13 protein-coding genes, 1 pseudogene and 1 riboswitch are annotated in these 20,047 nt (G+C 37.4%); of the genes and pseudogenes, 7 read left to right on the forward strand and 7 right to left on the reverse strand.

What is annotated here, in order from left to right; all coding sequences use genetic code 11:
• The first annotated feature begins 304 nt into the window (after positions 1–304).
• Complete coding sequence (locus tag Q8P68_04275) at positions 305–877, forward strand: hypothetical protein (GenBank protein MDP4008380.1); 573 nt, start codon at positions 305–307, stop codon at positions 875–877.
• Positions 878–915: 38 nt separating this feature from the next.
• Here Q8P68_04275 and Q8P68_04280 read toward each other — a convergent pair whose 3' ends face one another.
• Positions 916–1,953 (reverse strand): class I fructose-bisphosphate aldolase, encoded by a 1,038-nt coding sequence (locus tag Q8P68_04280; protein MDP4008381.1) that lies wholly within the window; start codon positions 1,951–1,953, stop codon positions 916–918.
• A gap of 183 nt (positions 1,954–2,136) precedes the next feature.
• On the opposite strand from Q8P68_04280, the gene dnaB reads away from it, so the two are divergent.
• From dnaB to ahcY, 3 genes are all read left to right on the forward strand, one after another.
• Entirely contained in the window at positions 2,137–3,489 is a 1,353-nt protein-coding gene (gene dnaB / locus Q8P68_04285) for a replicative DNA helicase (protein MDP4008382.1), read from the forward strand.
• A gap of 209 nt (positions 3,490–3,698) precedes the next feature.
• Positions 3,699–3,820: riboswitch (SAM riboswitch) on the forward strand.
• A 191-nt stretch (positions 3,821–4,011) separates the two neighbouring features.
• Positions 4,012–5,163 (forward strand): methionine adenosyltransferase, encoded by a 1,152-nt coding sequence (gene metK, locus Q8P68_04290; GenBank protein ID MDP4008383.1) that lies wholly within the window; start codon positions 4,012–4,014, stop codon positions 5,161–5,163.
• Between the two features lie 100 nt (positions 5,164–5,263).
• A complete protein-coding gene (gene ahcY, locus Q8P68_04295) occupies positions 5,264–6,577 on the forward strand; it encodes an adenosylhomocysteinase (protein ID MDP4008384.1) in 1,314 nt (437 codons plus the stop codon).
• A gap of 179 nt (positions 6,578–6,756) precedes the next feature.
• On the opposite strand, the gene Q8P68_04300 is transcribed toward ahcY, so the two are convergent.
• Positions 6,757–7,062: a hypothetical protein gene (locus Q8P68_04300; protein MDP4008385.1), complete on the reverse strand. Its 306-nt coding sequence runs from the start codon at positions 7,060–7,062 to the stop codon at positions 6,757–6,759.
• A 286-nt stretch (positions 7,063–7,348) separates the two neighbouring features.
• On the opposite strand from Q8P68_04300, the gene Q8P68_04305 reads away from it, so the two are divergent.
• Complete coding sequence (locus Q8P68_04305; protein ID MDP4008386.1) at positions 7,349–9,382, forward strand: Wzt carbohydrate-binding domain-containing protein; 2,034 nt, start codon at positions 7,349–7,351, stop codon at positions 9,380–9,382.
• Here the strand turns inward: Q8P68_04305 and Q8P68_04310 are convergent.
• Together Q8P68_04310 and cysD are read right to left on the reverse strand one after the other, a co-directional pair.
• Entirely contained in the window at positions 9,372–10,592 is a 1,221-nt protein-coding gene (locus Q8P68_04310; protein MDP4008387.1) for a GTP-binding protein, read from the reverse strand. The genes Q8P68_04305 and Q8P68_04310 overlap by 11 nt on opposite strands.
• 6 nt (positions 10,593–10,598) lie before the next feature.
• A complete protein-coding gene (cysD, locus tag Q8P68_04315) occupies positions 10,599–11,402 on the reverse strand; it encodes a sulfate adenylyltransferase subunit CysD (GenBank protein MDP4008388.1) in 804 nt (267 codons plus the stop codon).
• Between the two features lie 157 nt (positions 11,403–11,559).
• Here cysD and Q8P68_04320 point away from each other — a divergent pair, with 157 nt between their 5' ends.
• Positions 11,560–12,702 (forward strand): glycosyltransferase, encoded by a 1,143-nt coding sequence (locus tag Q8P68_04320; protein ID MDP4008389.1) that lies wholly within the window; start codon positions 11,560–11,562, stop codon positions 12,700–12,702.
• 79 nt (positions 12,703–12,781) lie between these two features.
• Here the strand turns inward: Q8P68_04320 and Q8P68_04325 are convergent, their stop codons facing one another.
• A complete protein-coding gene (locus Q8P68_04325; protein ID MDP4008390.1) occupies positions 12,782–16,981 on the reverse strand; it encodes a right-handed parallel beta-helix repeat-containing protein in 4,200 nt (1,399 codons plus the stop codon).
• A 332-nt stretch (positions 16,982–17,313) separates the two neighbouring features.
• On the opposite strand from Q8P68_04325, the gene Q8P68_04330 reads away from it, so the two are divergent.
• Positions 17,314–18,834 (forward strand): hypothetical protein, encoded by a 1,521-nt coding sequence (locus tag Q8P68_04330; GenBank protein ID MDP4008391.1) that lies wholly within the window; start codon positions 17,314–17,316, stop codon positions 18,832–18,834.
• A gap of 204 nt (positions 18,835–19,038) precedes the next feature.
• Here the strand turns inward: Q8P68_04330 and Q8P68_04335 are convergent.
• Together Q8P68_04335 and Q8P68_04340 are read right to left on the reverse strand one after the other, a co-directional pair.
• A pseudogene (locus Q8P68_04335) lies at positions 19,039–19,194 on the reverse strand (GDP-mannose 4,6-dehydratase).
• A 447-nt stretch (positions 19,195–19,641) separates the two neighbouring features.
• A complete protein-coding gene (locus tag Q8P68_04340) occupies positions 19,642–19,911 on the reverse strand; it encodes a hypothetical protein (protein MDP4008392.1) in 270 nt (89 codons plus the stop codon).
• Between the last annotated feature and the right edge of the window lie 136 nt (positions 19,912–20,047).

Here is a 20,047-nt window from a genome sequence, read left to right on the forward strand (position 1 = left end):
TTTATATTTAAGGATTATTAGAAGAAAATATTAACAAAAATCCGTCAAAATTGCCAGACAAAAATAGGCAAAAAACATGAGTAATAAGCCAAAAATCACCATTTCGAGTTGCGCGAGAATGGAAATGTTGCGTGGTATACGTGCGCTCACCTACTGAGGGGTTTGAAACTATGGAACCACAGGTTTTAAAATAAAACCGACCACTTAAGCTAAGATGTATATGCAAAATATATATCAATAACCCAAGTGGGTTAAATTCCAGCCAAAAAACCTTGCGCTGCGACTGCCTTTATGGTAAAATTGCATGATCGTAAAAAATAAATCTTATATTTTAAAACAAAATACTATGGGAGATAAAATGGGGGGAGCTCCAGTGCCAGACTCAAATGCTGATAGAGCAAAATTCATAGCTGCTAACGAGCTTTCTGTTCCAAATTATGATGAAGGCGAAATGCAAAAACAAAAGACAAAACTGGAAAATGCTTTCAATAAGCAAAAAGAAACTAATAAAGAGCTTAAAGACCAACCAAAGCATGACGAAAAGGCGCTTGCCGAACTCGCTGGCGATGAAGCGAAGGTCGCTAACAACTGGCTCAACCTAGATCCTGAAAAACGTATGGTCGCATTAGATGGATTATTAGAAATTCAAGAAAAACTGAAAAATGCAGTACCTGTTGACCCTAAGCAGCTTGAAGCTTTTAAAATCCTCGAAAAAGTTCTACCTAAAGTATTTGGAACTACTATCGATAATGCGATGGCAGCACGAAAATACGATCTCATAACTAAAATGCAAAAAACACTTGCTATTGCAGAAGATCAGCAAGCAGTTAAAGACGCTGAAAAAAATATGAATAGCTTTTTATCTAATAATGAATAGTTCGTTTAGAGCTCCGAGTCATGCCGATATGGCAGACCTTAAACGGCTATCTCAATCTCTGCGCCATTGCCAACCTTCTCACCTTCGCGAGCGGCTCCATTTGCTTGTAGACGTTCAGTGAATTTAGCGCGAGCGGCATCTATGTTTTCATCATGTCCATTCCAGATAGCGAGCGATGGTGCTTGAAGTGCACGCGCAAATGAGAATGTTAATTCCCATGGAGCGCCTCCGGCGGCGATCGCCGCTTTATTTACTTCATACATGTTTTCCGTAGCTTCCTCCGGGGCTTGCCCACCGGATAAGAAAACAACCCCGGGAACTTCCGCCGGAACTGTTTCAAGTAAGCATTTGTAAGTCATTTCTCCAACAGTTTTTGCATCGGCACGAGCGGCATTTTGCTTCCCTGAAATCACCATACTTGATTTGAGTATCAATCCGGAAAGATCAACCTTGAAGTATTGCAACATATCAAAAAGTCCCTTGAGGGCTCTCTTGGTAACTTCGTAACTTTCTTCAATTGTGTGTTCGCCTTCGATCAAGATCTCCGGCTCCACAATCGGCACGATCCCCGCTTCCTGGCAAAGCAATGCGTACATCGTCATGCCATGTGCGTTTGTATGAATACATGCATCGGAAGCTACCGGATTTGAAATTGTAAGAAGAGATCTCCACTTAGCGAAACGCGCACCCAACTCATAATATTCTTTTAATCTAACTCTCAGATTATCCAATCCTTGAGTGTAGCTTTCACCGGGGAAATTAGGTAAATCTTGAAGGCCCATATCGACCTTGATACCGGGAATTACTCCAATATTATTTAAATGTTCAACAAATGAAATTCCTGTAGACATGTTTTGACGAATAGTTTCATCATAAAGTATCACACCGGAAAGATAATTTTCCACACTTTCCGTCCCGAGGAATATTTCACGATATTGACGACGAGAGTCAGAGGTTGATTCTGTATTTATAGATGCCAGTCTTTTGCCGGCCGTTGAATTACTTTCGTCAGCGGCAAGAATTCCTTTTCCTTTTGCGACCATACGTGCCGCAATCTGTTGAAGTGGTAGTTCCATTTGAGAGGGAGTTATGTTTAAAAGTCGTGGCCATTGTAATAATATTTTAAGATAAATCAACACAAGAGAAGTTTTCAGTAAACCTCTGTTGATTTTAAAAACTTTACAATGAAGCTATCGGAGGATACTATCCAGAACCCAACCACTTTAGAGTTTTTTTAAAAATCCTTTAATTTTTCCCCCGTGGTCGATTTTGCCAACATGAAGGTTCCACCGCATAGCCTCGACGCTGAGCGTTCTTTGATTGGCTCTCTTTTGCTCGAAAAAGACAGCATAATAAAGATTGCCGATCTTGTTAATGCAGATGATTTTTATCATGAAGGGCACAGGCTGATATACGGAGTAATATTTGAACTTTTTCAAAAAAGGACTCCTATTGACCTATTGACAGTTTCAAATTCATTAAATGATAATGGTGAACTCGAGAATATTGGAGGGAAATCTTACTTAGTGGAAATAGTCGATTCTGTCGTTACAGCAGCTCATATTTACCAATATGGAATTATCGTAAAACACAAATCCACACTACGAAAACTGATCTCTGCCGGTGACCATATCAAGGGTCTCGGATTTGATGAGACTGCAGAAATAGAGGATATTTTGGAAGATGCAGAAAAAAATCTTTTCAACGTTTCACAGACATTCGTAAAAGATAAATTCATGCACATTAAAGATATTTTGACAAAAACATACGAGAAAATCACAGATCTACATGATCCGGATGCTAAAGAGAAATATCGCGGAATCCCTACGGGGTTTGATGGGCTTGACCGTATTCTCTCCGGGCTTCAGCCATCTGACATGGTCGTTATCGCAGCCCGTCCATCTATGGGTAAGACGGCGCTCGCCCTAAATATAGCTCAAAACGTAGCGAAAACAGGCAAGAGTGTCGGCATCATGTCGCTTGAAATGTCCAAAGGGCAGTTGGTAGAACGTATGTTCTGTTCGCTTCTACAGGTGGATTCATGGAAGATGAGAACAGGGCAGTTGACTGAAGCGGATTTTGCTAGAATCGGGCCCGTCATGGATGAACTAAACAACTACAAAATATTTATTGATGACTCTATTGGGAATAGCTTGCCTGAGCTCCGCGCCAAGGCGCGTCGCCTCCAAATGGAGCATGGCCTAGACGTAATCATGATCGACTATCTACAACTCATGAGTTCAGGGAAGGCAGGTGGAAATTTCTCTAATCGTGTAAACGAAATCTCCGAGATCTCGCGCTCGCTAAAAGCGCTCGCGCGCGAGCTCCACGTCCCGATTATCGCTCTATCTCAATTATCTCGTGCCGTAGAACAACGCCCAAACAAAATGCCGGTGTTGTCTGACCTTCGTGAATCCGGAGCTATCGAGCAAGATGCCGACGTCGTTATGATGATGTACCGAGAAGATTACTATGAAGAAGACTCTGACCGCCCAGGTATCACTGATATATACATCCGTAAACATCGTAACGGTAAAACCGGCCGCATCGAACTCATGTTCAAAAAAGAACAGATGAAGTTCTATGACATCGATAGAGTTCACGAGGACTAATTAAGCTTGTGGCGGCTTAAGGTCTGTAGCGACTTCTCCAGTGCGACGAACACTTTTTGTACGCTTTTTCGTACGTTTTCTCTACACATGAATACTTCAAATCCCTTGTCTTCAACATGGCAATTGGTAGGTACCTGGCCGGTTCTCCAAAAGGAATTTGCATTGCAATCCTCAGGGCGAAAGTTTAAAATCCGAATCGTTGACAAATAGGAATATCAAGAGTCGCTGAGGGACAGGCCCTGAGACGCGACAGCAACCACTCCAATAATGGAAAAGGTGCTAAATCCTGACCTGGCGCGAGCGTAAGCGAGCGCGCTTGGGAAGATATAAAAACGAATTTTAAGTCTTTCCGATAGGGAAAGATTTTTTTGAATACGCGAGGCGCGCAAGCTTGCCTCGCGCAATAAGGATAAATACAATACCCGAACAAGACGGCATAAGTGTGCCCAAATTTAGTGGCCGTCAGGCCATAGGCGTAGACAAAACAACAATTATTAATAAACATTTAACCCAATTCAAACTATGGCAAAATACTTTTTCACTTCAGAATCGGTAACGGAAGGACATCCAGACAAAATTTGTGATCAAATTTCAGATGCTATGCTTGACGCTGTCCTGACAGATGATCCCGATGGAGCTTGTTGTTGTGAAGTTTTTACAACAACAGGGATGGTGCTCGTGGGTGGTGAAATCACTACAAAAACTTATATAAATGTGGATGATCTTGTACGTAGCGTTTTAAAAGATATCGGTTATACAAATGCGGATTACGGAATTGATTATAAAAGTTGCGCCGTACTCAATGTGATTCACGAGCAAAGTCCCGACATAGCTCAAGGTGAAAATACGGAAAAAAGTGTTCACAAAGCGCAAGGAGCGGGAGATCAAGGTATGATGGTCGGCTTCGCCTGCAGAGATACCGAAGAGCTGATGCCGCTTCCGATCATGCTTGCGCATGGTCTAACTAGACGACTGGCGGAACTTCGCAAAAATGGTACTTTGCCATACCTCCGTCCGGATGGAAAAGCTCAAGTAACAGTCGAATATGAAAATGATAAACCTATCGGGGTTGAAGCCGTGGTAATCGCGGCTCAACATGATGAGAATATTTCCTATGAAAAACTTCGCAGTGACATTATCGAACATATTATCAAACCGGTATGTGGGACGCTGCTTTATGAAAATGCCAAAATTTACGTCAATGAAACGGGGAAATTCGTAATCGGCGGACCACAAGGTGATACAGGTGTAACGGGCAGAAAAATAATCGTGGATACATATGGTGGAATGGGGCGACATGGCGGCGGCGCATTTAGTGGGAAGGTTCCGAATAAGCAAGATCGTAGCGGTGCGTACATGGCTCGTTATATAGCAAAAAACGTAGTCGCCGCCGGACTTGCCGACAGATTTGAAGTGCAATTGGCATACGCCATAGGCTATCCTGAGCCGGTTTCCGTGCACGTGACGACGTTTGGTACGGGAACGGTGGCCGATGAAGTCATCGAGCAAGCGATCAAAAAAGTGTTCGATATGTCACCCGCCGGAATCATCAAAACTCTTGATTTGAAAAGACCGATTTATCGTGCCACGGCTTCTTATGGGCACTTCGGCAGATCGGAATTCCCATGGGAAAAAACCGATAAGGTTGAAGCGCTGAAATCCGCCTTGGCTTAACGTTGATTTTTCAGCCAAAAAAAACTAAAGTGCCACCACACACGAACAAAGTGAGTGTACATATCAATAACCATTTTACACAGTAAACCCTCATATCCTTATGGATTATAAAGTAAAAGATATCAGCCTGGCTGAATTTGGTCGCAAGGAAATTGAAATTGCGGAAAAAGAAATGCCCGGCCTTATGTCTCTAAGAGAGAAATACGGCTCTTCAAAACCACTCAATGGTGCGCGGATAGCCGGTTGTATTCACATGACGATTCAGACTGCGGTTTTGATTGAGACTTTAATCGCACTTGGAGCGGAAGTTCGGTGGAGCAGTTGCAATATATTTTCAACACAAGATCATGCGGCGGCGGCTATCGCCGCCGCCTCTATCCCCGTCTTCGCATGGAAAGGCGAAACGGAAGAAGAGTATGCATGGTGCATCGAAGAAACTCTGAAATTCGGCGAGAAGAGCGAGGAGCCGGACGGCGCCAAGGCGCTGGGCCCGAACATGATTCTTGACGATGGAGGCGACCTCACCGAATTGATTTACAAAAAATATCCCGAAATGCTTTCGGAAATCAAAGGGATAACGGAGGAAACGACAACCGGAGGGCATAGACTTTATCAAATGATGAAAAACGGCAAATTGCAAACACCGTGCATTAACGTAAATGATTCCGTTACAAAGAGTAAATTCGACAATCTATACGGCTGTCGTGAATCACTCGCCGACGGCCTCAAACGTGCAACAGATGTGATGATAGCGGGTAAAGTTGTGGTAATAGCCGGATACGGAGATGTAGGTAAGGGCTGTGCGCACTCTATGCGTTCATACGGGGCTCGCGTAATTATTACTGAGATTGACCCGATAAATGCCTTGCAAGCAGCTATGGAAGGATATGAAGTAAAACCTATGGATGAAGCTGTGAAAGAAGGGAATATATTTGTTACAGCAACAGGCTGTGCGGACGTAATTACAGGTGCTCACATGGAGCAGATGAAAGACCAAGCTATCCTTTGTAATATCGGGCATTTTGACAGTGAAATAGAAACTAGCTGGCTCAAAGAAAATTCCAAAAAAATGGAAATCAAACCTCAAGTGGATAAACACACTCTTGCAAACGGCAATGAGCTTATTTTACTCGCGGAAGGTCGTCTGGTTAATCTCGGATGCGCGACCGGGCATCCGTCATTTGTAATGAGTAATTCATTTACAAACCAAGTCCTCGCACAAATAGAGCTTTATACAAAAACCGAACAATACAGTCCCGGCGTATACATGCTACCGAAAAAACTCGATGAAGAAGTCGCGCGACTGCACCTCGCAAAAATCGGTGTCCGACTCGACAAACTCACAAAAGAACAGGCTGATTATTTGGATATTTCCGTTGAAGGGCCTTACAAACCGGAGCATTACAGATATTGATATATGAGTAAATTTCAACAAAATTATGAGCTTACGAAAACTCTCGCACTGACAGAGTTTAAATTACGATATCATGGGTCATTACTGGGCTATCTTTGGACGTTGATAAAACCATTGATGTTGTTTGGTGTTTTGTATGTGGTCTTCAGTATTTTGATGCGTTTCCCCGTTGAACATTATCAAATATATCTTCTTCTCGGAATCATCTTGTGGAATTTTTTTGCCGAGGGAACGTCTATGGGGCTCGCTTCACTGCTGAGCAAATCAAGCTTGATATCCAAAGTTAATTTTCCACGAATTTTAATTGTCGTAGCCTCGACTTCCAGCGCACTTATAACCTTTGCATTAAATTTCCTGATTTTTATAGTATTCCTTATATTGAGCGATATACCGTTTTCGATATCTATGTTATTTTTCCCAATATACGTTATCGCGGAATATTTCATTATTTTAGGCATATCTTTATTGTTATCAGTTTTATTCATAAGATTCCGTGACATGTCCCATATTTGGGAAATATTATTACAACTCGGATTTTGGTTAACTCCGATTTTTTACACCATAGAAATTGTGCCTACACAATATCACAGCATATTCTATTTGAATCCGATGGCACGTATTATTTGGTATTCACGTACAATTTTCTTGCAAGAACATATACCGGGTTTTTGGCTGAATGCCGTTATAATCATATTTGCAATTTTAATTTTCATTTTCGGATACATGATCTTCAAATGGCTTAACAAAAATATAGTTGAAAAACTTTAACCTATGAAACAAGTTATTTCCGTACAAAAAGTAAGTAAGAAATTTCTTATACCTCATGAGAAGAAAACAACTCTTAAGGAGCATTTTGTTCATCTGTTCAATAAGACAACTTATGAAACGTTTGAGGCCTTAAATGACATTTCCTTTGAAATTAAAAAAGGTGAATTTGTTGGCATTATCGGCGCGAACGGAAGTGGGAAGAGCACTCTGCTCAAAATCATTTCAGGCATATACAGCCCGACAAAAGGTATGGTTAATGTAAGTGGGAAAATTTCTCCGTTCTTGGAGCTCGGTGTCGGATTCGATCCTGAACTTTCAGGTGCGGAAAATGTATATTTGAACGCCGCAGTATTGGGACTTTCAAAAAAAGAAATCGACGCTCGCTATAAGGATATAGTGGCATTCGCCGAGCTTGAAAGATTCATGGATATGAAAGTGAAAAACTATTCTTCCGGTATGTTTGTGCGCCTTGCATTTTCCGTGGCAATCCAGGTGGATGCGGATATATTGATTATGGATGAAGTTCTTGCCGTTGGCGATGCGCGATTTCAAGAAAAATGTTTTAACGTATTTAGAAAATTCAAAGAAGAGGGTAAAACAATCGTGTTCGTCACTCACGATATAGGCTCAATAAGAAGGTTTTGTGATCGCTGTCTGTATTTAAAAAAAGGTGAATTGGTTGCGCAGGGAGCGGTTGAAAAAGTTATAGATCAATATATTTATCAACAAGCGGAGGGATTCCCGACAGTGGTAAATGACGTAACCGATTTTACAGTCATTGAGCCTCCGGTATTACCACCTGTCGAAACACCCAAAGTAGTGGAAATTAATGACGTGAAATTTATAGATAAGTTCGGCAATTTGAGCGATACATTTGTATCGGAGGATCCAATAATAATTCGAGTGAGATATTTAGCGTTTTCTTATGTAGAAAAACCTATATTCGGCATCCGATTTACATCGGAACATGATGAATGCATATTCGGGACAAATACCGAATTGGAGGGATTTAGGATTGAGAGTATCGAAGGGAAAGGTTTTTTTGACTTCAAAATAGACAAGCTTCATATCGCGTGTGGGAAAATAATGGTGACTGTCGCAATAAGACAAGAGGGCGGGGGTGATCATTTTGATTGGAAAGATAAAGCTTATAGTTTTTACGTAACTCGTAAAGATAGTAATGCCGGCAATACATCGCTTGACGTCTCTTTTGATACGGGGGGTATGAATTTCGTAGAAAATGAAGATAGCGAAATGCTCAAGGGAAAAATTGAAGAAGGATTTTTCTTGCAGAACGTTAATCCGAAATCTTTCAATATGTTTGATGAAAAATGGGATGTTCTTTTTCTTATTGACGCCTGCCGCTTTGATCTTTTTGAACAAAATAACAAATTTATTGAGGGAGAACTTTCAAAGAAAATTTCCCTCGCATCCTGCACGCCGGAATGGGCGAAAAAATCAATGATTGATCATGATCTAAGTGACATTATATATATATCGGCAAATCCTTTCGTATCTCGAAATTATCTCATAGAGAAAGAGAAGATGGATGTCAATTTTTTTCTCCTTGAGGAGTTATGGGATACCGGCTGGGATACGAAGCTGAAGACGGTTTTACCCGGCGACGTCACTAATCTCGCCTTGAAACTTCACAAAAAATATCCGGATAAAAAAATCTTCGTTCATTATATTCAACCGCATCATCCTTTTATCGGGGAGGATAGATTGGATGAAGGCGGATGGGAAATGGCACGCGATAATATTTTGGGAAATAAGAATCATGATAAGAAAATGCTGAACATATACGAGCAACTGAAGAATAACCAAGTGACGAAGGATGAAGTATGGATGGCATACAAAGGGAATCTTGAACTTATTTTAAAAGAAATTCGAGATAATTTACCTCATTTTAAAGGCAAAAAAGCCATATCATCGGACCATGGAGATTGTTTTGGAGAGTACGGAATATACGCACATCCCGGTGGGCTTTATATACCGGAGCTTATCGAAGTGCCATGGTTTGAAATTAAAGAATAATCCCGCCGGCTACTATTTCATCATCTTTTAGAAGTACAAATTTCCCCAGTGTTGCGTTGTTTGAGAAATTTCCGAATACAATCGGTTCTTGAGTTTCTATGGAGACTTCTCCTACTTCCGTTAGATAAAGCATTGGAGCATCCAGCGGTAGTTCTTTTAGAGTTGAAGAATCAATCTTACGATGCGTTTCCTTGATAGTACAAGTAGATGATTGCGTGGCAATTTCGATTTTCAGCTTATCTCCAATGTCATTTGAGGCCACATCATGTAACCAAAAAATAAGTGCTTTAAAATACTTTCCTACTTTCAAACCACTATTTTTATTTGTAATAATATCTCCTCTTTTTACGTTTGACATATTTCCAAGTCTAAGCCCGATACACTCACCTTGATTCGCTTCCTCAATCACTTTTTTCCATTGCCATATAGAAACAATTTTTGTTTCCTTTTTTGCGGGAAGAATTAAAATATCGTCATTTTCTCGCACACGACCCGCCTCAACTCTTCCGACTATATAATTAGATTCATTGTCACTATATATATCCTGTATAGGGAATATTAGCCCTGTTTTCTCCACATTTTTCATTTGATAATCATCAAATGATCCCAAGAGAGAGTTTCCCTCGTACCATTCTTGCTTCTGAGATTTATGTAATATATTTTCTCCTTCAGCCGAAGAAATAGGAATAAAAGCTATCGGTTTTAAATCACATTCTTTCATGTAATCGCTACATTGCTCTGTAACAAAATTATAAATCTTTTCACTATATGCCACTAAGTCCATTTTTGTAACGACAACAATTATATTTTTTATACCAATTAATTTTAACAAAAATAAATGCCTCCTTGTCTGTTCCTTAATTCCTTCATTTGCCGCAACGACGACTACGGCTATATCAGCTTTTGACGCGCCCGTAATCATATTTTTTATATACTCTTTGTGCCCCGGAGCATCTATAATTACATATGATTTTTTCTCGGTTTTGAAATACATACAGGTTGTATCTATAGTCTTTTCCTCCGCTATTTCCTCTTGCAATTGATCAAGTAGCGAGGCGAAAGTAGCTGTAAGCTGACCTTTTTCAAGCCCCTCCATCCTTGCTTGGACTTCTCCGGGAAGAGTTTTTGTGTCATATAAAATCCTCCCTATCAAAGTGGATTTGCCGTGATCGATATGTCCCGTTATAACGATTTTTAATTCGGTATTCATATTTATTTACATATATCCGAGTGCGCGCAACTTTTGCATCATATTTGCCTGTTCTTTATCTTGCTTTCTCCCACTTCGTTCCGCAATCTTCGATATTTTAATTTCAGCTATTATTTCATCAACTGTAGAGGCATTACTTTCCATGGAAGTGGTAATTGCCCGGCAACCAAGGCTTCTATACCTTTTCCCATTATGGGCGAAATATAATTCATTTACCGGCATATTTTCTCTCTTTACATACTCCCAAATATCCAATTCCGTCCAATGCAAAAGTGGGTGAACTCGCATATGCTGTGAAGAGTTTGTATTATTTTGATAATGGTCCCATAATTCAGTTGGTTGATTTTCATAATTCCATTCGAAGGCTTTATTACGAGGTGAGAAATATCTTTCTTTGGCTCGAATACCATGTTCATCTCTTCTAATACCAACTAATAAAGCTTCAAACCCATATTTTTGGATTGCTTGCATAAGCGCATTCGTCTTCAATTCATGGCAACAAGTAAATGCATCATGAGTTTCATAACTTATACCGGCTTCCAAGGCTTTTTTATTTTTCTCTACCAATAAATCAAGACCAAACTCTTTTGCATATTTATCACGAAACGCATACATTTCAGGGAATTTAAAAGTTGTATCAATATGCATCACAGGAAATGGTATTTTTCCAAAAAAAGCTTTATGACAAAGCCATAAAAGAGTTGTTGAATCCTTCCCAATCGACCATAGAAGAGCTATTTTCTTGAACTTGAAGTATGCCTCTCGAATAATGTAAATGCTCTCATTCTCAAGAGCGTCCAATTTTTCCATAGTATTTAAATTCCTCGCAAGTATAATGCTTCACGTTAGACTGTGCAACAACATTAACCTATATTGTAAGATGCATCATTGGTTAAAAACCATCCTCGGTTTGGAACGATATATCTCTCTGAGAGAAAAATATAGAAAAGTAAAAAAAAAGGTGGGAATGAAAAGCAGGGAGGATGAGTTTTTTAAAGTAAAAAAGTCGAGACTCGGGCGTCTTGATGAGTCCTTACCTTTCGGCGTAAATATAATCGGATACATCACTGCCGAATGTGGCATAGGGCAAATATCACGTGGGATGATCATGGCGCTCAAACAAGCCGGAGTGGCCATATCCGTATATAATTTTGATATAGGTTGGCATCGAAATGCGGATAATTCCGTAGAAACATTTTCAGATGAGCTACCTTACTCTATAAATTTATGTTGTTTTAATGCGGATGAAACTCCTCGCAGGTTGAGTGAAATAGGAGCTGAAAAATTAAAAGGTAAATACAATATCGGACTATGGGCATGGGAGTTGGATAGTTTTCCGGATGAATGGAAGGGCGCTTTTGAGTACGTGCATGAAGTGTGGACGATTTCCGATTTCGCAAAAAAGTCCATTCAAAAGGCAACTGATCTGAAAGTATCAAAAATTCCATTATTAGTAGAGCCGATCGTGGACACAAAATTCAATCGGACATATTTCGGGATTTCAAAAGATGTATATGTATTTTTGTTTTCATTTGATGGGTTCTCATTTGCCGATAGGAAAAATCCATTTGCGACGGCGGCGGCGTACGCCGCCGCCTTCCCATCAGACAGCACCATGCTCATCATCAAAACTCAAAATCTGGATCGCTCACACGAGAAGAAATTACATGTGATTTTGAAAGGCACGCAGTATAGAATTATCAATGAATATTATGCTCAGGAGGAGTTCACCGGACTCCTTAATTCAATTGATTGCTATGTATCGTTGCATCGTGCGGAGGGTTTTGGTTATGGCCTTGCCGAAGCGATGTATTTGAAAAAAACCGTAATAGGCACGAACTATTCCGGCAATCTGGATTTCATGGACGATACGAATAGCTTCCTCGTACCTTACAAACTCGTGGAGATCGAGAAAACAGTCGGTCCATACAAAAAAGGAAATCACTGGGCGGATGTGGATATAGAGGATGCAGTCAAAATGATGAAAAAAGTCTATGAAGATCGAGATGAAAATTATATGCGTGAGAAACAAGAGCTTGCGCATGCGCAAATCATAAAACTGTATTCATCAGTATCTGTAGCAAATGCACTGAAGAAGCTTCTTAAATAAAACCAACTTAAATTAAGTTCAAAGTGTTTAAAGAGCCGGAAAAATAAAATAAAGTTTAAAGAAATAAAAAGCATAAAAATTATTTAATGACTTCTATCTCCTTTATCAGATCATCACCAAACCATTCAATCGATTCCTGTACCATCTGAAATTTATATTTATACAAACCTGGTTCGGATGGAGCCTTGATCAAATATTCAAATTTATAAATATCATCCGGAAAAACATCAACATCCTGCTCTAAAAGAATTCTATCTTCAATAACATTCTCATCAAAATGAAACATTTGAAATCCCAATTTATATAAACCATTATACGACCAAGGCAATTCCCCGACATTGATAACCGTTATAAATATGGGATATTCCTCGTTAACATGCAGAATTAAAGGAATATTATCAGATAAAATTTGAGAATCATTAAATAAATGTTCTGCGGAACCAATGGAGGAGAGGAGGTCACTTGCAGGTAATAATCCTATTGTTGTGGCACCTATATAATCAGGCGCCATTATCGCGTTTAGACTTCCTCCTTTCAAAAGGAACAATCCATCGGCTTCAAGATCAACATTACCGTCTCCGTCAAACCCTCCGGGAATATTGGAAAAATTAATAGAAATATCACTGTCATCAGTTTTCAACTTTTTACCCTTAAAAGTGTTTTCAAAAACAATTTCCCGCCCATTATTATAAAATAAAGTATTCCAAACCTCCGCATGACCTCCACCAAATTCCGACTTCTTCTGATAGCTGTTAACGCCAATAGCATTATTTTTAATAACATTATTCAAAATAACCGGACTGGACAAGTCCTTGACTTCAATGCCAATACTGCAACCATCCAATAAATTATTGACAACCAAAACATTACTTTTTTCGCCAAGACTAATACATTTATCACCGGATTCATATATATAATTATCCTTTATAAGAGTCGTACTCCCTGAGGTGTCTACAGCATCATCCCCGTTATTCTCAAATCTATTGCCAATGATGTTTCCACCCATAAAGTCAAAATCAATAGCATCCGCACTATTCTCAAAGAAATAAGAATTAAGAACATCTGAATTGGAATATTTAAAATTAAGAGAATCATCCGCTTTTGCATATTTGAAAGATGAATGATTAACTATGACATCGCTCACATGATAAGCGTTGAACATTCCGGAAAAATAAACACCGTTTATATAAGTTTCACTCCCGTTTTGGATATTAAAATAATCGAAAGTGCTTCCGGAAGCTCCCTCGTCAAGCATGGAAAATGTACCAAAAGGGATGATCGGATCTATCGAATATACATTTATAGGAGCGTCCTCCGCGCCATTAGCTGTAACCTTGGAATAAGAAACAAGAGAAACGCCTTGTGCCAAATAAATATTCGTACCCGGATCAATAATCAATTCAGTATTTTTAGGCACAATAATATCTTCATAAATATAAACATTCCCACTCAAAATCAATTTATCTTCATCGATATCAAATATTCCATATCTGTTATAAGTCTCCCGGGGAGAAAAATCTTTTTCATAAAAATAATAAGCATTCCCATCGGCAATTTCATAAAATAAATCTTCACCGGAAAGCTTTTTATCTGTAATACTGTTCTTAGCCTTTAAATCCAAACTATCAACAAAAATATTCCCCTCAAAATCGACAAAGGATAAATTTAAAAAATATTTGGTCTTTACAGTTTTTAAATTTTCATCAAAATCACTTCTAAATGAGACATCTTTAAGCAAAAAAGAAATATCCATAAAATCAGCGTCACCATCAAAAACATACTCATAATTTAATAAAACATCTCCATTGTCCTTTTTTAATTTAACAAAAACCTTTTGTCCGGGTAAAAAAGAATCATTAAAATGAATAATAAATTTATCAAAAAAATCATCGACCAATGAAATCGGAATTATCTCAACCTGTACATTTGTTCCAATCTGAACAACATTCATATATATCTTGGAAAAAGCCAAATCATGCAAAATATTTTTAATTAAAATAATTCCTCCTTTACCGGTTTTAGGCTCAATATAGTTCTGTAAAGTAAGTAGGACATCTTTTTTATTATCCAATATATCTTCGATATGGGAAAAATCATCGTCAATATTTTTCATTTGATCCCATAAATGTCTATATTCCTCTTGTAACAAAGCGGGGTCATGGATTAGATTCCAATTAAAATCGCTAAGATCATTATAATGCTTGGTTTTACAATATTTGGGATTGGTACTTTGATAATTATAAAAATCATCAATGGATTGCTTATAATCTTCTTCATTTCTATAAACAAAAATATTCTCGTTTTCCTTCAATTCAAAATTTGCAACAGAATTATATATTCTAAAAGATATGTCCTTTACCGGTTTTATGCCATTTTCAAGAACTATCTCCGTTTCATTGATTTTTGGAATAAGATCATCGTCCAAAAACAAAAATGACGAATTTTCAAATAGATAATCGGAAATATCCAATTTATCGGTATCTTCGGTAATGAAAATACGCTCGGAGCGAAAACGATCACCGTTTTTTACGGTCAAATCAATAAAACTCCCCGCCTCAAGGGGTTCTCTAAAATTCAAAATCAAATCTTCAATAATTAATTCGGAAATGGAAATCGGATTTATTTTAAGACTGATATTTTCCTTATTGTCCGACAAATAAACCATAAAATGCGAGGAAGTCAAATCTTCTCGTAAAAGAGACAAATTAAATGATAAAGAGGAAAAAGAATTAAGCAAATAATCTTCCCAAGAAAAAGTATCGATATCCAACGACGAACCAAACCCAGCCAAATAATTCGATTGTAAAAACCTCTGTATTTCATTCATCAATTCCGTGTTATTGAGAATTTCAAAAATCTTTTTATACTTATCTTGCCTAAAAGCCGGATTTTTATTTAAAGTTGAAAAAAAATCAATCTCCTCTCCTATCATAACTTCTTCGCCAATAGCGCAAAGCTCCACGTTGTTTTCAGCTTCCACCAAATTATACCTATAAACATAAACCATCTCTGACCCCACTATCGGATAAAATTTGCCGTCTGTCTCTTTATATACAAACGCCTGATTATCACCGGAAAGATCATGAGATGCTTGTAAGATAGACGACAGGGCGGAATATTTAATCAAATAGTCATAATCGAAAAAACTTATTAATCTTTCGTAATCATCATCTAAAATCGCCTGATTCAACAAAAAAATCAAATAATTAACTTTAGCTTTATCAATAAAGTCTCCGGAAACCTCGTTAAAACCAAACTCGTAATTCAAAAAATTCTGGTGGCCACCTCCTTCAAGCCTTATAAAAAAATTAAACAAACAGTCTAGAACACGAGCCTTGCCTATATAAGAAGAATTTGAAAGTTCATTAATCACGGCATATTCCTTGAAATTATTACCTAAGAAATAATAACTAAAATAATCACTATCGTTTAAGGCAAATGAAACAAGCTTATGTTCCGCGCCATAAAGATCCAAAAAATCATAAAAGATATAATTAATTAAAGGATGGAAGGAACGATCGCTAAAAATAATCAATTTAAACTTACTATAACCGTTGATTGTTTTATCATCTAAAAGTTTTATTTTATAAGACTTGTTTTGGCCGGTATAATGATTGAGGGATGCTGCGTGAATTTTTACCTTAACATCATATTTTTCACCATTGAATAAAAGCTTTGCCCTTCTCCATTCGACCAATTCGTTAAAACTACATCCGGCCACTAAACTATTTTCGGTAAATTCATCAAAATAATCTAAATCATCCTCGGATAATAACAAATTAAACTTTTCCATTTTCGGGAATTCTGCATTTTGTTCATCAATAAGACGCACATTAGCTTCAATAGTCTCTCCGAACCATAATACGTGTTCTTTTAACATTCTCAAATTGAAAGAATAAAAATCCCCCTCAAAAGGAGCAATCAATGGAAAATATAATTTCGTATTATTACCGCTTTTTATTGTTGCAAGAACTTTTTTACGAGAAAACGCGTCATCTACATTGTCATGAAAAGCACCCATTTTGTAACCGTCAAATGAATTCCATTCAATACTTCCGGTGTTTTTAAAAGTAACTGAAGCGTTATAAACCTCACCGTAAGACATAGTATCGGGTATATCAAAATCAATTACCTCGGAATCATAATCAACTCTAAAAACCGTATCCTTAATGATATTAACAAAGCCTTCCCGGGGAGGCTGTTTTAAAAAACACCCGCTAAATAAAAAAACAGAAAAAAATAAAACCCACTTTAACCTACAAATATTCATATCCTTCATTTTGAAGCATTAATTCGTCCAAATATGCTCCATCCTGGTCGATCACCCCAGTTATCAATACATTTTTCCACATATTATTTAAATTCATGATAAAAACATTCTAGTAATCCTTAAGGGCGTTGTCCATAGAAAGTTTTCTGGAGCTACCAGTTAGGTATAGACTGGTCGTTCCCACCCTCGGTATCCATTACCAGTTCGTCCATGTTTCGAACTCCGGAAAGTTTTCCCTGAAGTTCGTCTAAGTTGATATTGTGCCTCATAGTTTAAATGGGTTATATGTTAAATATCCATCATACCCTTTAGACACAAATTATTTTACAGACCTATTTTTTATGAAACTAAAAGATATTTATCTTCTATTACTAATATCCATTGTATTAATCATTGGAACTTTCTTACATTTTAAATATGGATTTTTTTATTTAAACTCTACAGGACATGCGTTTGGTACAGATGATGCTTATATAACATACAGATATGCAAACAATTTATTCGACGGCAAAGGATTGGTTTGGAACCAAGGAGAATACGTGGAAGGATTTTCCAATCTTCTATACACGATATTAATAACTCCACTTTTCATGTTTGGCAAGGGAAATATTTATTTAAGTGTAACAATTTTAAACACTATTTGCATCTTAGCATCAATAATAATCTTATACACATTTTTTAAAAAATATATTTCAACACGAATAGCTTTCATAATTGCCTTATTAATGGCCCTCACTCCAAACTTATGGGTATGGACAGCAAGCGGAATGGAAACATCATTTATATTTTTAATAACTATCTTAATATATACATTTACACAAAGAATAATGTTTTTTAATACAAAAAAAAACAGATATCTATATTATATTACACTAATATTTTCTTCTTTAATCAGAATTGATGGATTCATTGTCCCAATAATATCGTCAATATTTTTACTTCTAAGACGACAATATAATCTTGCTATAAAGTCTATAATAGTCACAGCCTCGACGGTAATCTTTACCACAATATGGCGTTTTATTTATTATGGGGATATTCTATCAAATACATTTTATGTTAAGGTCTCAGGCACACTAATACAAAGAATCCATGCCTCTATAAATCAATTGGTGGAAATAAGCCAGTTCTCCCCTATATTTATTATAAGTATATTCATATTCTTTATAATTTTATATAAAATTATAAGACATCAATTATCAGCGCTGACTTTCGAAGAAATATACATATTCCTTTGGTTTATTTATTGGATATTTATCGGTGGAGATGTGTTTTATGACAGGTTTTTGCTTCCAACAATACTATTTACAATTATAGTACTTATCAGGTTTATAAATAAATTACGCTTCTGCTATATCGCATACGTATGTTTCTTATTAATTATATTAAGCACAATACTTCTGGATTCACGATTTCAATATAATTTTAACAAATTTGATTCATGGATAAATCTCGGTAATTTCCTCAAGGAAAATGAGCCAAATAAAACAATTGCTATCGATGCTGCAGGTAAAATACCATTCCTTTTTGAAACTTATACAATCGATATGCTTGGATTAAATAATAAAGTCATTGGCAAATCTAAAAGCAATTTCTTTGCAGTAGGGCATAATAAGAGTGATCCTAATTACATAATGAGTCTATCCCCTGATTTAATAGCTGCATGGATACATCCCAATTTAGATTTGGCATATGGGATTGACAACAATTTGTATTTAAAAAATCAATACTACATCAAATATTTGATGAATCCTAAACTATCCCCATCAAATAATCCTATAATTAGGGTAAATCCTTCAGATCGAGAATCCATTAAAAATAAAATTTCTTCTGGATTCTCATATTCTATCCTGTCACAATAAAATTTATTGAAACAATATATTTCTAATCCAGCGAGAGTTCCCAGTCCGTAAGGGCGGGGTTCTTTATTTTTAGCATGTGTGCAAGCCTAAAACGCCCAAATCAGCAGGCTATTATTTCAGATCAAGAATATTGGAAGCAAGCATTTCACCTACCTTTTGCACGGAATACAATTTTACGATTTGCGCGTGAGCACGAACAACCTCCAACCTCCTCAAATCAGCCGCCACCATCATTTTAACCAATCCCTCAAATTTAACCTTAAGCTCCCACCAAAAAACCTTGTAGCCCTTATCCAAAAGCAATTTAGCCAAGTAGTCACCATCCTGCCCAGTAATTCCTGTAATTAATGCTCTCTTCATAATTTTATTTTAATTGCCAGTAGTTTAGCAAACCTTCTATGGCTCTCACAAGAGCGTATTTTGGAAACTGTTTCAAAAACCTGTTGGTGTCATTTGCGCTCTTGAAAGTAAAAGAGTATCTTTAATGTTTTCCTCAAACTGTCCTCAGACTTAACTCCATAGAATGTCTTTAACCTCTGTTTGATACGTTTGTTTAAGTTCTCAATGTAGTTCGAAGTCCGTGGTATTTTTTGCTGATAAGAGAGGTGTAACAAGGCGCCTGGCACTACGTTCCAAAACCAATCAAAAATTGGCGTCCTTCCATCAAAAGCTTCCTGGAAAACCCTAAATCTTTCAATACGCCTTGGCACATCTTCAATCTTGTTTGTCATAAAAATATGATAAATTCTGTTGAATAAAATCTCATCTTTTGGGTATCTACCCCCCCCCTCACAGTCAAATTTTCTCTCAGTATGCTGACGCACTCTCGGATTCATCTATCCAATAATTGATCACTCCAATACCAGTATCATATGCAATTAAGACAGCTCTTTCTTCACCTTTGACCTTGATGTAAATAGCGTCAACTAAGAGGATATTCGAAGCTCTGTTTTTGTTTCGAAGATAATGAATTAGTGGTTCTGGAATATGATCTGCATACTTTTGAACACTTCTCCATTTCGACAAAAAACCAGTACCTGTTCTTTCTTCAATTCTTCGGAGTGTACTTCTATCCAAAATCCACTGTTCGGCTGCCTTTCTATACTTCCTTGTTAAGTTTTTTTCTAGACTAAATGTCTTTCCACATGACTTACAAAACCTCCTCCTTTTTCCATATTTTATTAATTTACTTTTTGGACAATTTGGACATTTT

The organism is Candidatus Peregrinibacteria bacterium (assembly GCA_030700255.1).
GTDB lineage: Bacteria > Patescibacteriota > Gracilibacteria > UBA1369 > JABINC01 > JABINC01.

Excerpts from the sequence above, each read along its gene's own strand:
- cysD (MDP4008388.1), bottom strand. The coding sequence starts at position 11,402 with ATGGAAAAATTGGACGCTCTTGAGAATGAGAGCATTTACATTATTCGA.
- Q8P68_04280 (MDP4008381.1), bottom strand. The coding sequence starts at position 1,953 with ATGGAACTACCACTTCAACAGATTGCGGCACGTATGGTCGCAAAAGGA.
- Q8P68_04310 (MDP4008387.1), bottom strand. The coding sequence starts at position 10,592 with ATGAATACCGAATTAAAAATCGTTATAACGGGACATATCGATCACGGC.
- Q8P68_04275 (MDP4008380.1), top strand. The coding sequence starts at position 305 with ATGATCGTAAAAAATAAATCTTATATTTTAAAACAAAATACTATGGGA.
- Q8P68_04325 (MDP4008390.1), bottom strand. The coding sequence starts at position 16,981 with ATGAAGGATATGAATATTTGTAGGTTAAAGTGGGTTTTATTTTTTTCT.
- Q8P68_04320 (MDP4008389.1), top strand. The coding sequence starts at position 11,560 with ATGAAAAGCAGGGAGGATGAGTTTTTTAAAGTAAAAAAGTCGAGACTC.
- Q8P68_04330 (MDP4008391.1), top strand. The coding sequence starts at position 17,314 with ATGAAACTAAAAGATATTTATCTTCTATTACTAATATCCATTGTATTA.
- metK (MDP4008383.1), top strand. The coding sequence starts at position 4,012 with ATGGCAAAATACTTTTTCACTTCAGAATCGGTAACGGAAGGACATCCA.
- Q8P68_04300 (MDP4008385.1), bottom strand. The coding sequence starts at position 7,062 with ATGAATAAAACTGATAACAATAAAGATATGCCTAAAATAATGAAATAT.
- ahcY (MDP4008384.1), top strand. The coding sequence starts at position 5,264 with ATGGATTATAAAGTAAAAGATATCAGCCTGGCTGAATTTGGTCGCAAG.
- Q8P68_04305 (MDP4008386.1), top strand. The coding sequence starts at position 7,349 with ATGAAACAAGTTATTTCCGTACAAAAAGTAAGTAAGAAATTTCTTATA.